The organism is Dechloromonas sp. CZR5 (genome assembly GCF_008711155.1).
Classification (GTDB): Bacteria; Pseudomonadota; Gammaproteobacteria; order Burkholderiales; family Rhodocyclaceae; genus Azonexus.
Map to the genome: position 1 here is coordinate 262,672 of NZ_VUYQ01000005.1, position 12,300 is coordinate 274,971.

At 63.2% G+C, this 12,300-nt stretch carries 11 protein-coding genes; 6 read left to right on the forward strand and 5 right to left on the reverse strand.

All coding sequences use genetic code 11. The features are described 5' to 3' along the window. Entirely contained in the window at positions 1-822 is an 822-nt protein-coding gene (gene prmC, locus F1002_RS15000) for a peptide chain release factor N(5)-glutamine methyltransferase (protein ID WP_150429856.1), read from the forward strand. Positions 823-834: 12 nt separating this feature from the next. Continuing rightward, positions 835-1,158 carry a Grx4 family monothiol glutaredoxin gene (gene grxD / locus F1002_RS15005; protein ID WP_150429857.1) on the forward strand — a complete coding sequence of 108 codons (324 nt, stop codon included), beginning with the start codon at positions 835-837 and terminating at the stop codon, positions 1,156-1,158. Between the two features lie 13 nt (positions 1,159-1,171). Here the strand turns inward: grxD and F1002_RS15010 are convergent, their stop codons facing one another. The 3 genes from F1002_RS15010 to argH all read right to left on the reverse strand — a co-directional run bounded on the left by F1002_RS15010 (position 1,172) and on the right by argH (position 6,000). Beyond that, the gene (locus F1002_RS15010; protein WP_150429858.1) at positions 1,172-3,991 is read right to left on the reverse strand and encodes an ATP-binding protein; all 2,820 of its coding nucleotides are present in this window, start codon (positions 3,989-3,991) and stop codon (positions 1,172-1,174) included. A gap of 124 nt (positions 3,992-4,115) precedes the next feature. Continuing rightward, on the reverse strand, positions 4,116-4,493 hold the full coding sequence (locus F1002_RS15015) for an OsmC family protein (RefSeq protein ID WP_150429859.1): 378 nt from the start codon (positions 4,491-4,493) through the stop codon (positions 4,116-4,118). A 118-nt stretch (positions 4,494-4,611) separates the two neighbouring features. Then, entirely contained in the window at positions 4,612-6,000 is a 1,389-nt protein-coding gene (gene argH, locus F1002_RS15020; RefSeq protein WP_150429860.1) for an argininosuccinate lyase, read from the reverse strand. 57 nt (positions 6,001-6,057) lie between these two features. Here argH and F1002_RS15025 point away from each other — a divergent pair, with 57 nt between their 5' ends. From F1002_RS15025 to F1002_RS15035, 3 genes are read left to right on the forward strand one after another with little or no spacing between them, the layout of a single operon-like run. Further along, complete coding sequence (locus F1002_RS15025; protein ID WP_150429861.1) at positions 6,058-7,071, forward strand: sensor histidine kinase; 1,014 nt, start codon at positions 6,058-6,060, stop codon at positions 7,069-7,071. Beyond that, positions 7,050-7,826, forward strand: a complete 777-nt coding sequence (locus F1002_RS15030) for a LytTR family DNA-binding domain-containing protein (protein WP_150429862.1) — start codon at positions 7,050-7,052, stop codon at positions 7,824-7,826. The genes F1002_RS15025 and F1002_RS15030 overlap by 22 nt, the downstream gene beginning before the upstream one ends. 25 nt (positions 7,827-7,851) lie before the next feature. After that, the gene (locus F1002_RS15035) at positions 7,852-8,367 is read left to right on the forward strand and encodes a glutaredoxin domain-containing protein (protein WP_150429863.1); all 516 of its coding nucleotides are present in this window, start codon (positions 7,852-7,854) and stop codon (positions 8,365-8,367) included. On the opposite strand, the gene F1002_RS15040 is transcribed toward F1002_RS15035, so the two are convergent. Next, positions 8,368-9,213, reverse strand: coding sequence for a mechanosensitive ion channel family protein (locus F1002_RS15040; RefSeq protein WP_150429864.1), 846 nt, complete (start codon positions 9,211-9,213; stop codon positions 8,368-8,370). 220 nt (positions 9,214-9,433) lie between these two features. On the opposite strand from F1002_RS15040, the gene ggpS reads away from it, so the two are divergent. Continuing rightward, a complete protein-coding gene (ggpS, locus tag F1002_RS15045) occupies positions 9,434-11,692 on the forward strand; it encodes a glucosylglycerol-phosphate synthase (protein ID WP_150429865.1) in 2,259 nt (752 codons plus the stop codon). Here ggpS and F1002_RS15050 read toward each other — a convergent pair. Beyond that, a complete protein-coding gene (locus tag F1002_RS15050; protein WP_150429866.1) occupies positions 11,675-12,202 on the reverse strand; it encodes a hypothetical protein in 528 nt (175 codons plus the stop codon). The genes ggpS and F1002_RS15050 overlap by 18 nt on opposite strands. Positions 12,203-12,300: the final 98 nt, after the last annotated feature.

The following is a 12,300-nucleotide window of genomic DNA, read 5'->3' on the forward strand; positions in this document are numbered from 1 at the left end:
ATGACCCTCGGCGAAGCGCTGGCGTTCGCACGCCAGCATATCGATCGGCTCGACGCCCGACTGCTGCTCCAATACGCCACCGGCTGCACGCATGCCGACCTGCTGGCGCGGCCGGAAACCCCGGTCATGGCGCCGGCTTTCACGCAGTTTGCGGAATGGGTCGAGCGTCGCGCGGTCGGCGAGCCGCTGGCCTATCTGGTCGGCGAGGCCGAATTTCGCGGGCGGGTTTTTCAGGTCTCGCCCGACGTGCTGATCCCGCGCCCGGAAACCGAGGTGCTGATCGATCTGGCGCTGGAAAAACTGGCAGGCAGGACGTCTCCGTCCGTCGTCGATCTCGGTACCGGCTCGGGCATTGTCGCCATTTCGCTAGCTCTGGAACGCCCTGACGCCACCGTGTCGGCCGTCGATCTGTCTCCCGGTGCCCTGGCGGTGGCCCGCAACAACGCCGGCCGGCTCGGGGCGCCGGTTGCCTTCCGCGAAGGCGACTGGTTTGCCCCGCTGGCCGGGCAGCGCTTCGACGTCATCGTGTCCAACCCGCCTTATGTGGCCGAAGGCGACCCGCATCTCGAGCGGGATGGCCTGCCCCACGAGCCGCGCATGGCGCTGAGCGACCAGGAGCCCGGCGGCAACGGGCTGGCCTGCATCCGTCGTATCGTGGCGGCTGCTGCCGACCACCTGAATCCCAGTGGTTGGCTGTTGTTCGAACATGGTTACGACCAAGGGGCTGCCAGCCGGAACTTATTGGCCGACGCCGGGTTCAAAGCCTCATTCACTCATCCCGACCTGGCCGGCATCGACCGTGTTTCAGGCGCTCAACTGTAATCTGGAGATTCCATGTCCGACGTTCAGCAACGCATCCGCGAAACCGTGACCGGCAACCCGGTCGTCCTCTACATGAAGGGCGATGCCCGCTTCCCGCAGTGCGGCTTCTCGGCGACTGCCGTGCAGATTCTCAAGGTTTGCGGCGTCAACGACTTCGTCACCGTCAATGTGCTGGCCGACGAGGAAATCCGCCAGGGCGTCAAGGAATACGCCAACTGGCCGACCATTCCGCAACTCTATATCAAGGGCGAGTTCATCGGCGGCTGCGACATCATGAAGGAGATGTACCACTCCGGTGAGCTGCAGCAATTGCTCGAAGGCATTGCCCAGGCCTGATTCGTTCCTCAGTTCAGACAGCAGGGCCGGCCGATGAGCCGGCCTTGTCGTTTGTGCGGCGCAGCCATTTGAGAATGACCAGGAAAAGCATGTCGGGGGCAACCGGCTTGCCGATATGCTCGTTCATGCCCGCATCCAGGCAGCGCTGGCGGTCGTCGGCGAAGGCGTTGGCCGTCATGGCCAGAATGGGAACCTGAGCGTAGCCGGGGAGCTCGCGAATGGCCCGGGTGGCGTCGATGCCGTTCATGACCGGCATCTGCATGTCCATCAGGACCAGGGCGTACGGTTTCCGACGCGCCAGAGCGACGGCCGCGGCACCATCGTCGGCAACGTCGACCGTCAGCCCGCTGTCGATCAGCAGCTCGCAGGTGACGTCCTGGTTGATCGGCTCATCCTCGGCGAGCAGGACGCTCAGGCCGGCGAACTCCCGGGCAATGGCGGCGCAGGCATCCTCGCTGATCGTGCCGATACTTTCCCCAGCGCCCGTTACTTTGCGCTGGCGCAAGGTGAACCAGAACGTGCTGCCCTTTCCTTCCGGGCAGTGGACGCCAATCTCACCACCCATCAGGTCGATCAGCCGTTTGCAGATGGCGAGCCCCAGTCCGGTGCCGCCATATTTACGCGTCATCGTGTTGTCGCTCTGCTCGAAGGCGTTGAACAGTCGGGGCAGGCTGGATTCCGCAATGCCGATGCCGGTATCGGTCACGTCGATGCGGTAGTGCAATTCGGTATCGCTGTCGGCCAGGACGGCGATACGGACTTCGATGCGGCCGCCCGGCGGGGTGAATTTGATGGCGTTGCCGACCAGATTGATCAGAATCTGGCGCAGCCGGACCGGATCTCCACGAAGTTGCTGCTTGCCGAGGGCAGGGGGCAATTCGATGCCCAGATTCAGCGCTTTTTCCTGGGCCTTCCCGCCGAGCAGGGCATCCATGTCACGCAGAATGCCTTCGAGCGTGAATGCGGCCTGCTCAAGCGTCATCCGATCGGCTTCTATTTTCGACAGGTCCAGAATGTCGCTGATGATCGCCAGCAGATGGCGAGAAGCGTGCATGACCTTGCTCAGCCTTTCTTTTTGCGGGATATCTTCGGTTCGCCGCAAGGCGCTTTCGGTCATACCCATGATGGCGTTCATCGGTGTCCGCAGCTCGTGGCTCATGTTGGCCAGGAAGGTGCTTTTCGCCCGGTTGGCCGCTTCCGCCTGTTCCTTGGCCTGACGTAGCTCCGTCGTTCGCTCGCTGACCAGCATCTCCAGCTGCTGACGATGCCTTTCCAGCTCTGCTTCGTTACGTTTGCGTTCGGAGATGTCGTGGCCAATGCCCAGAACGCCAATCAGCTTGCCCTGATTGTCGACGACCGGCACCTTCGTCGTTTCCAGCAGTTCGCGATGCCCGTCATTGGCGAAGGTGATCCATTCCTCGTTGATGCTGGGCCCGTTGCGCTGCAAGGCCTTGCGGTCATGCTCCCGGAAAAAGTCGGCCAGCTCGCTGTCGACAAAATCGTAGTCGGTGTGGCCGAGAATCTTCTCCTTGGGGGCACCGAAGAATGCTTCGAAGCGGGGATTGCAGGCGAGGTACACCCCGTCGGGGTCCTTCAGCCACAAGAGGTCGGGCAGGTATTCAATGAGCGCATTGAGATGGGCGTTGACCTGGGCGAGCTCGTCCGCCGTTTTCTTCGAGACGGCCTGCTCCGCAAGGAGTGCATCGGTACGATAAGCGAGCAGTGCCTCGCGATGGCGCGAGGTGGCGAGCAGGCGATTGAAGGCGCTGACCAGTTCGCCGATTTCATCGGCACAAAGAATGGGCAGGCTGTCCGGCAATGCCGGCTCGTGGGCAGGGGAGTTCAGCGCCTGCGTGGCGGCAATGAGGGGGGCGAGTCGTTTGCGCAGCAAGTGCGTCGTGGTCCACCAGACGACCAGGCAGGCCAGTACGGAGAGAACCAGCGTGGCGAGCAGAATTTTGTGCCAGATGGATTCGATCGGGGCAAACGCTGCACTGGCCGGCAGGGTGGTGACGACGAACCAGTCAGCAAGGGGGATGCGGCGACTGGCCGAGATTTCCTCGACCCCGCGTGAATTGACCGCGATCCCGTAGCCCTCGTAGCCCTGCATGTAGCGGTCATGCATGGCATTGCTGCCGGGGGGCGGTACCGCCTGCATGATGCGTGTCTTGTCGCTGGCCGTGACGATGATCTGGTGGCTGGGGGAAATCAGCAGAAAGCCGACATTGCTGCCGATCCGGGTCTCGATGTTGCGCTCGATGAAATTGGCTGCGCCGAGATTGATCGAGCCGGCGACGGCGCCAATGATCGTTCCTTGATCGTTCCGTACCGGCACGGCGAAACCGATAACCGGAGAGTGGACCGTTGTCCCCATGGTTGGCCGGCCGATACCGCGCTTTCCTTCCTTCAGGGCGGCAAGCATGTAATCGCGATCAAGGTGGCTGGTGGCTGACCGTTCGGGCGGTGTCGGGATCGACGCAACGGGAACCGCGTCGGTGCCGGTTATCCAGACGCCGGCATTGAAAAACTGAAGCAGGATGGGCTGTGTATCGAGCCAGGCCTGGAGCTTGTCGGCATGCCCGAGGGTGGCGGGGGTGAGATTCCGTGCGACCGATTCAAGCGCGACGAAGCGCCGTTCAAGCGCATCGTTGGTGGCCGAGGCCAGTACCGATATCGTCGCAAATTGCTGTTCCCCGAGCACCTTTCCGGTGTCGTGGCGGAGCGTGTGATAGCTGTAGAAGGATAACGACCAGAGGGCGACCAGAAAAATGGCGAGCGTGACAAGGGCCAGTTGCGTCTTCAGGGATTGCCAGGAGTAAGGCCCCGGTCGCATGCGAAAAACTCCTTGGAGGAATCGTTTCGCGTACTGTAGCGGTCAGCGGTTAGCGACACAAGGTTGCTGGGCCGGTGCCGGAGGCGCAGGGCGGGTATTTGATAACCGCCCTGCAGCGGAGCGGTTAAACCTCGCTGACCTGAAAATCGATATGGCTGCCGCCAGTGACGATTTCCTTGACCGCGCAATGGGCGATGCTGTCGAGAATGACTGCTTTCTGTTCGGCCGTGAAGTCGGCCGGGAAGCGGACTTCAGTCCGGAATTTGCTCAAGGTCAGGGGACCGCCGGGGCCGGCGAAGGGTTTGCATTCGACCGCGATGCCTTCGGGCTTGATGCCCAGGCCCTTGCAGGCTTTCTTGGCGAAGACGATGGCGCAGGCGGCCAGCGCGGCATAGAAGGCTTCCAGCGGGTTCATCAGGGAACCGTCCAGCGCATAGCCGGCTTCGTGCTTGCCACTGGTGACCTTGATGAGCGGGGTGTTGTCGGCAACGGATGTATACATGCTGTTCTTCCTTGGTTTATTTGTATAAGGATGCGCTTATATATTAACCCGTGACAACGACGAACGCAAAAAAACCCGCCGGTCTTGCCGGCGGTTGGTGTGCGGAAGGTTCGGGCGATCAGCCGAGACGCTGGCGGGCGCGAACGATGGCTGCCCGGACCTGCTCCGGTGCGGTGCCGCCGACGTGGTTGCGACTGGCCAACGAGCCTTCGACGGTCAGTACGGCGAAGACATCGGCTTCGACCTGCGGGCAGAAAGCCTTCAGTTCATCGAGCGTGAGCTGCGGCAGGTCGACGCCCTTCGCTTCGGCGGCCTTGACGGCGTGGCCGACGGCTTCGTGGGCATCGCGGAAGGGCAGTCCCTTCTTGACCAGGTAGTCGGCGAGGTCGGTGGCCGTGGCGAAGCCCTGGGTCAGGGCGGCCTTCATGTTGTCGGCGCGGACGGTGATGCCGCCGGCCATGTCGGCAAAGATGCGCAGCGTGTCGGTGACGGTGTCGACGGCGTCGAACAAGGGTTCCTTGTCTTCCTGGTTGTCCTTGTTGTAGGCCAGCGGCTGTGACTTCATCAGCGTCAGCAGGCTCATCAGCTGGCCATAGACGCGGCCGGTCTTGCCGCGGGCGAGTTCCGGCACGTCCGGGTTCTTCTTCTGCGGCATGATCGATGAGCCGGTGCAGAAGCGGTCGGCGATCTGGATGAAGCCGACGCGTGGGCTCATCCACATGACCAGTTCTTCCGACAGGCGGCTGATGTGCATCATCAGCAGCGAGCAGGCAGCGGTGAATTCGATGGCGAAGTCACGGTCGGACACGGCATCCAGCGAGTTTTCGCAGACACCTTCGAAGCCCAGTTGTTCGGCAACGAAGGCGCGGTCGATCGGGTATGTCGTGCCGGCCAGTGCGGCGGCGCCGAGCGGCAGGCGGGCGACGCGCTTGCGGCAATCGGCGTAGCGCTCGGCATCGCGGCCGAACATCTCGAAATAGGCCAGCATGTGGTGGCCGAAGGTGACCGGCTGGGCGACCTGCAGGTGCGTGAAGCCGGGCATCGGCGTGGCGGCCTCCTTCTCGGCCAGATTGACCAGCGCGCTGCGGAAGTCCTTGATCAGCGCCAGGATGTCGTCGATCGCGTCGCGCAGGTAGAGGCGGATGTCGGTGGCCACCTGGTCGTTGCGCGAGCGGCCGGTGTGCAGGCGTTTGCCGGCGTCGCCAACCAATGCGGTCAGGCGCTTTTCGATGTTGAGGTGTACGTCTTCCAGATCGAGCGACCATTCGAACTTGCCCGACTCGATTTCCTCGGTGACGATGGTCATGCCGCGCTCGATGTCGGCCAGGTCGGCGGCGGCGATGATGCCCTGTCTGGCAAGCATGCGGGCATGTGCCAGCGAGCCGCGGATGTCCTGGCGCCACATGCGCTGGTCGAAATCGACCGAGGCGGTGTAGCGCTTGACGAGGTCGGAAACCGGCTCGGAGAAACGGCCGGCCCAAGTGTATTGATTGGCGTTGGAAGTCATGACTCTGATCTAGAATGGGGCAAATCGGCGACGAATTTCGAAGAAACCCGCACAAAGATGACAAGTATACGGCACTTTCCGGCCACGCACCCCTTGCCCGACTGGCGCAATTTCGGGGTGATGCTGCGCGTGCTGCTCGGCGTCAATGGCCTGGCGGTTCTGGCGGCCCTGGTTCAGGCGGGCGATATCGGAAAATGGCTCGAGACCTACCTGCAACTGGCCGCCGTGGTGGAGCCTCTGCTGTTGATCGAATTGGGTCTGCTCTCCCTGTTGCGCGACATGCTGTGGCGCCTTCCCCTGCGTCTCGGGCAGGCCTGCGTTGCCGGGCTGGCCGGCGGACTGGCTGCGGCCATGTTCCTGTATGCCCGCAGCCTGCTGCCAATCGACACGGGGGCGACATTGCGAGCCGTCCTGCTGGCCGTGGCCAGCGCGGTCCTGCTGCTCGCTTATTTCGAACTGCGTTCGCGGGCGCTTTCGCCGGCCCAGGCCGAGGCCCGGCTGGCTGCGCTGAATGCCCGCATCCGGCCGCACTTCCTGTTCAATTCGCTGAACGCGGTGCTCTCCTTGATCCGGGCGCGTCCGCAGCAAGCGGAGGAGGCGCTGGAGTCACTCTCCGACTTGTTCCGTGCCGCCATGCGCGATCCCGGCGAACTGGTCAGCCTGGCGGACGAGATCTCGCTGGGGCGGCAATATCTCGATCTGGAAAAAATCCGCCTGGGCGAACGTTTGTCGGTCGACTGGCAATTGGGGGCGGTCGACATGAATCTGCCGATTCCGCCCCTGATGTTGCAGCCCTTGCTTGAAAACGCGGTTTACCACGGTATCGAGCCGGCACCGGAAGGCGGCGTGATCCGTATTGCCATCGAGCAAAGGAGGGATGTGTTGTGCATCGTCATCGCCAATCCGACCGCCAGTCAGCCCCAGCATGCCGCCGGCAACCGGATGGCATTGGCCAATATTCGCGAACGTCTGCTCCTGTATTACGATCTCGAAGCCCGTCTGGAAACCGAAGTCAGTGACCATCGCTACGAAGTTCGTATCACGCTGCCATGTCAAACGAAAAACCGCTGAGAATCCTCATCGTCGATGACGAGCCGCTGGCGCGCGATCGTCTGCGCGCGCTGCTCGGCGATCTCGCCGTTCAGCTGCCGAGCAGCGTGGTGGGCGAGGCGGCGAACGGCCTCCTGGCGCTCGAGTTCCTGAGTGGCAACGCCGTGGATGTCGTCCTGGCCGATATTCGCATGCCGGGCATGGACGGCATCGAACTGGCGGCCCATCTCGGTCGCCTCGAAAAACCGCCGGCCGTGATATTCACGACCGCCTACGACAACTACGCGGTGCAAGCCTTCGACCTGAACGCGGTCGACTACCTGCTCAAGCCGGTACGCGCCCAGCGCCTGCTGGCCGCCTTGCAGAAAGTGCCGGCACAGCACCCCGATCCCGCGCTGCTGGCCGGCATCGGCCACGAAGTGCGGGGAAGCGGGCGGACCCACCTGTCCTGTCACGAAAGGGGGCGGCTGTTGCTGGTTCCGGTCGGCGAGGTGCTGTATTTCAAGGCTGACCTCAAATACGTCACGGCGCGTACGGCGGAGCGCGAATACCTGCTCGACGAGGCGCTGACCCATCTTGAACACGAGTTCGCCGACCGCTTCATGCGCCTGCATCGTGCCGTCCTTGTCGCCAAAACAGCCTTGGCCGGCTTCGAGAAGGCAGCGGGTGACGATATCGAAGCCTACGGCTGGGCCTTGTTGCGCGGCGTCCCGGAAAAGCTCCCGGTCAGTCGCCGGCAGTGGGCGCCAGCCAAGGCACTGGTCAAGAATTCCTGAACAGTCTTCCGAAAGAGATCACGACGTGTCCCGTATCTGCCCCCATTGCAACCACGCCCGCAAGGCCGACGACAATGTGCCCGAATGGCAATGCCCGGCCTGCGGCAAAGCCTATGACAAGGCAGGCAGTCACCTGCCGCCGCGAGGCTTGCGTACCTATGGCCCCAACGTGCAGCCGGCAGGGCGTAGCGGCGGCATTCGCTGGTTGCTGATCCTCGTCGCCCTGGGGGCGGCATTCTGGTTTGGCCGGCCGCTGCTTCTGCCGGGGGCGGCGCCGATTGCAGCGGCCTCGGCGAGCCAGCCCGAAGTCAGCCTCTATGCCACCGAGTGGTGCGGCTACTGCAAATTGACCCGGGAGTTTTTTGCCGCCAACGGGATTCGCTATACCGAATACGACATCGAGAAGAGTTCCGAGGCACTCAAACAGCACCGCAAACTCGGCGGCAACGGCGTGCCGCTGATCGTGATCGGCGACGATGTGATCAATGGCTGGAACGAAGAGAGGCTGCACCAACTGTTGCGCCCCTGGGTCAAGGGCTGATCAGGCGGGAACCTCGGCAACCAGTTTGATGTGCGGGAAGGGTATCTCTATCCCTTGCCGGTCGAAAGCCTGCTTGGCGCGGCGCAGGAACTCGCGGCGGATGCTCCACTGTTCGTTCGGGGTGACTTGGAAGCGGCAGCGGATGATCACCGACGAATCGGCCCACTGGTCAATGCCGGCGATCTCCAGGTCGCCCAGGATGCGAGGGCCAAGGCTGGCGTCTCCCCGCATCTGGCGGCCGACTTCTTCTATCACCTCGACGACCTGGTCGGTATCCTCGCCGTAAGCGACGCCCAGATCGATGACGGCATAGGCAAAGCCGACGCTCATGTTGGTGACGACGGTGATCTGGCCGTTCGGAATGTAGTGCACATTGCCGCCGTAATCGCGCAGGCGAAGGTAACGCAAGGTGAGTTCCTCGACGGCGCCGACCTTGCCGCCGGCGTCAATGACATCGCCGATCCGGATCTGGTTTTCGAGGAGCAGGAAGAAGCCGGTGAAGTAATCCTTGACCAGGCTTTGCGCGCCGAAGCCGACGGCAATCCCGGCCACCCCGGCGGCACCGAGTAGGGGTGCGACCGAGATGCCGAATTCGCCCAGGATCAGCAGGGCGGAAACCACCGTCAGGACGACGGTCAGCGTATAGCGCAATACCCGCGACAGTGTCCGCACCCGCTGCGCGCCGGCGGCTGATTCCTGGCGGCTGGCGAGCGCTTCGCGGAAGCGGGGAGCCAGCCTGTTGATCAGGTGTTGCGCCACCAGCGTCAGCATCAGGATCAGGGTGACGCGCAGGGGCAGAGCGAATTGCTCGAAGACATTTCTCAAGCTTGTGCTGTCGATTTCCATCTGAGCTACCCCGCTAAATACATTGAAAAACAATGTTTATTTCTATTGCGAAATTATCGATCATATAAAATTTTATTGAAAATCAATGCTATAAAATGTTACGCTTTGTGACTGATCCAAATTTTGGATTGTCGGCAAATGTTTTTGTGGCGCTAGGCGCCTCTTGACCCACTATCCGCTGCGGCTGCGGCAGGATGATTGCCGGCTCCAAGGAGCCCCTATGCTATTGGCAACCGATCTCGACGGAACCTTTCTCGGTGGGCAGGCGGAGCATCGCCAGTCCCTTTATCAACTTATTTCCGGCGACCAGGACATCAGCCTGGTCTTCGTCACCGGCCGCGGCCTGGAAGCGGTCATGCCCATCCTCTCCGATCCGGCGGTGCCGGTTCCCGACTACATCATTTGCGATGTCGGCGGAACGGTGGTCAAAGGAGGAAGTCTGCAAGCGGTACAGCCCCTGCAGACCGATATCGACCGGCGCTGGCCCGGCGAGCGGGCGGTGGCCGACGCGATGGCCGCTTTCCCTGCGCTGGAGCGGCAGAACGTTCCGCAACAACGCCGTTGTTCGTATTTCTGCCATGGCGATGCGCTGACGCCGGAGTTGGCCGAGACGGCAGAGTCTCTCGGCTGCGGCGTGCTGTACTCGGACAGCCGCTACGTGGATGTCCTGCCCAGGGGCATCAACAAGGGGGCCACACTGAGCGCCTTGATCGACCTGCTGGGCGTGCCGCGTGACGAGGTATTGGTAGCCGGCGATACGCTGAACGATCTGTCGATGTACGAAGCCGGCTTCCAGGGGGTCTGCGTCGGCGAATCCGAGCCAGCTTTGCTCGCCGCCACCGCTCGCCAGAAGCATGTTCTGCACGCCAAGGAGGCCGGCTGTGGCGGCATCCTGCAGGGTATTGCGCATTTCGGCCTGCTCGCACCCGAATACATCGCGTCCGGCTCGGCTGGCATCGAGCGTGGCAGTTCCGACCTGGTCATGGTGTACCACCGCCTGCCGTATGAAGAGCAGCGCATCGACGGGCGCATCGTGCAGCGCCGGCCGAAATCGCCGAACGGCATCATTCCCAGCCTGCTGTCCTTCTTTGCCGGCGGCCAGCGCGGCTCCTGGGTCGCCTGGAGCATCCGCGAGGAAGGCGATGAGCAGCCGTTCGAAGTCCATGCGAAGGTCGATGCTCGTCGCTATCCGGGCTTGGTGGCGGCGCGGGTCGCACTCACCAAGGACGAGGTCGATGTTTTCTACAAGCGCTTCTCCAAGGAGGCGTTCTGGCCGACCCTGCATACCTTCTGGGAGCGGGCGGTGTTTCGCGAAGAAGACTGGTCGGTCTTCCTCGCGGTCAACCGCAAATTCGCCGAGCGGACCGCCGCCGAGGCGGCCGAGGGGGCGACGGTCTGGTTGCACGACTACAACCTGTGGATGGTCCCGGCCGTGCTGCGCGAATTGCGGCCGGATTTGCGGATCGCCTTTTTCCACCATACCTATTTCCCGTCAGCCGATGCCTTCAACGTCTTGCCCTGGCGCCGGGAAATCGTCGGCAGTCTGTTGCAGTGCGACTACATCGGCTTCCATATCCCACGGCAGGCGGAAAATTTCGTCGACGTGGCGCGCGGTGTCGTGCCGCTCGAAATCATCGAGCAGCAGGATTGCGCGCCGCGTTTTCTCAGCTACGGCTGCGCGGTCGGCCTGGAGAGCATGAGCACGCGGATCGAAGTGCATGGCCGCAGCATCGGTATCGGCGCGCATCCAATCGGCCTCGATCTCGGACGGGTGCGCCAGGCGCTGGGCCACGCCAAGACGGCGAGCCGACGCCAGGCCATCGCCGATGAGTTTTCCGGCAAGCAACTGGTGCTGTCGGTCGAGCGTCTCGATTACACCAAGGGAACGTTGGAGAAAATCCGCGCCTTCGGCGATCTGCTCGAACGGACGCCGGCACTGCGCGGGAAAGTATCGTTGGTCGTGGTCTGCGTGCCGGCGGCCAAGGAAATGACGGTGTATGACGAACTGCAGCAGCAGATCGAGCAGGCGGTGGGCCGCGTGAATGGGCAATTCAGCGAGGTCGGCTGGTCGCCGATCCGCTTTTTCTTCCGCCCGCTTCCCTTCGAGGAGGTCGTGGCCTGGTACGCCGAATCGGACGTCTGCTGGATCACGCCGCTACGCGATGGCTTGAACCTGGTGGGCAAGGAGTACGTGGCCACCCAGGGTGAGATTGCCGGCCAGGGCGTGTTGGTGCTGTCCGAGTTCGCTGGCGCGGCGGCGGAGTTGCATGGCGCGGTGCTGACCAATCCCCACGATCCGAAGGACTTGCGCGAGCGCTTGCAGCAGGCGCTGACCATGGACGAGGCGGAGCGCACCGCTCGCCTGCGTGGTCTCTACGACATCGTCGCGCATAACGACATCGATCGCTGGGGGCGTGATTTTCTCGACGCCGTTTCCGCCGACTCGGCGGGTCCCGTCGAGTCAGATCGCCGGCGCTGAGCGATCCGGCGAGCCGGCCGGGGTGCTCGCCACGCTCCGCGCATGCGCGTCGGCCAGCGCATTGCCGCGGCTGCTGCCGTGGCCCTTGATCCAGCGCAGGCGGGCCGGGGCGAGCAGCGCGGCCAGGTCGAGGCCGGGAAAGCGCCCGGCCAGCGCCGCATCCTGCTCCAGGCCGAGTGTCTGGGCGCGGCTCAGGCGGGTCATCGCATCCTGATTGTCTGAAAACAACCCGAAAGGCCGGCCGGGAAAGCTCAAGGCCGCCTGTTCGAGGCCAAAAACCGCCGCCTGCAATTCCAGTTCATTGCTGCCGTCGAGTGGGACGCAACGCGTGAAGACGAGCGCTTCGCTGCCTGCGTCGTCGTAGAGGATGGCGGCCAGGCCGCCGTGGCGCAGGCGGCTGGCGTCGGTGAAGACCAGCGCTAGGTCGGCCTCGGGCATCAGGCGCGCGGGCAGCGGGCCGGGCGACAGGTGGATGGTGGGTGGGCGGTGCTTTTCCCTGCGTTTGGTCATGGCGTCGCTGGTCATCAAAAGGCGAAAGCCTCGTACCGGGGGGAGTACGAGGCTTTCTGGACGGCCCTTTGGGGGTCAGGGGAGGGAGGCCGTCATGG

What these genes read in the sequence shown, in the direction of transcription:
- prmC (WP_150429856.1), top strand. Translation starts at nt 1, where the DNA reads ATGACCCTCGGCGAAGCGCTGGCGTTCGCACGCCAGCATATCGATCGG.
- grxD (WP_150429857.1), top strand. Translation starts at nt 835, where the DNA reads ATGTCCGACGTTCAGCAACGCATCCGCGAAACCGTGACCGGCAACCCG.
- F1002_RS15010 (WP_150429858.1), bottom strand. Translation starts at nt 3,991, where the DNA reads ATGCGACCGGGGCCTTACTCCTGGCAATCCCTGAAGACGCAACTGGCC.
- F1002_RS15015 (WP_150429859.1), bottom strand. Translation starts at nt 4,493, where the DNA reads ATGTATACATCCGTTGCCGACAACACCCCGCTCATCAAGGTCACCAGT.
- argH (WP_150429860.1), bottom strand. Translation starts at nt 6,000, where the DNA reads ATGACTTCCAACGCCAATCAATACACTTGGGCCGGCCGTTTCTCCGAG.
- F1002_RS15025 (WP_150429861.1), top strand. Translation starts at nt 6,058, where the DNA reads ATGACAAGTATACGGCACTTTCCGGCCACGCACCCCTTGCCCGACTGG.
- F1002_RS15030 (WP_150429862.1), top strand. Translation starts at nt 7,050, where the DNA reads ATGTCAAACGAAAAACCGCTGAGAATCCTCATCGTCGATGACGAGCCG.
- F1002_RS15040 (WP_150429864.1), bottom strand. Translation starts at nt 9,213, where the DNA reads ATGGAAATCGACAGCACAAGCTTGAGAAATGTCTTCGAGCAATTCGCT.
- ggpS (WP_150429865.1), top strand. Translation starts at nt 9,434, where the DNA reads ATGCTATTGGCAACCGATCTCGACGGAACCTTTCTCGGTGGGCAGGCG.
- F1002_RS15050 (WP_150429866.1), bottom strand. Translation starts at nt 12,202, where the DNA reads ATGACCAAACGCAGGGAAAAGCACCGCCCACCCACCATCCACCTGTCG.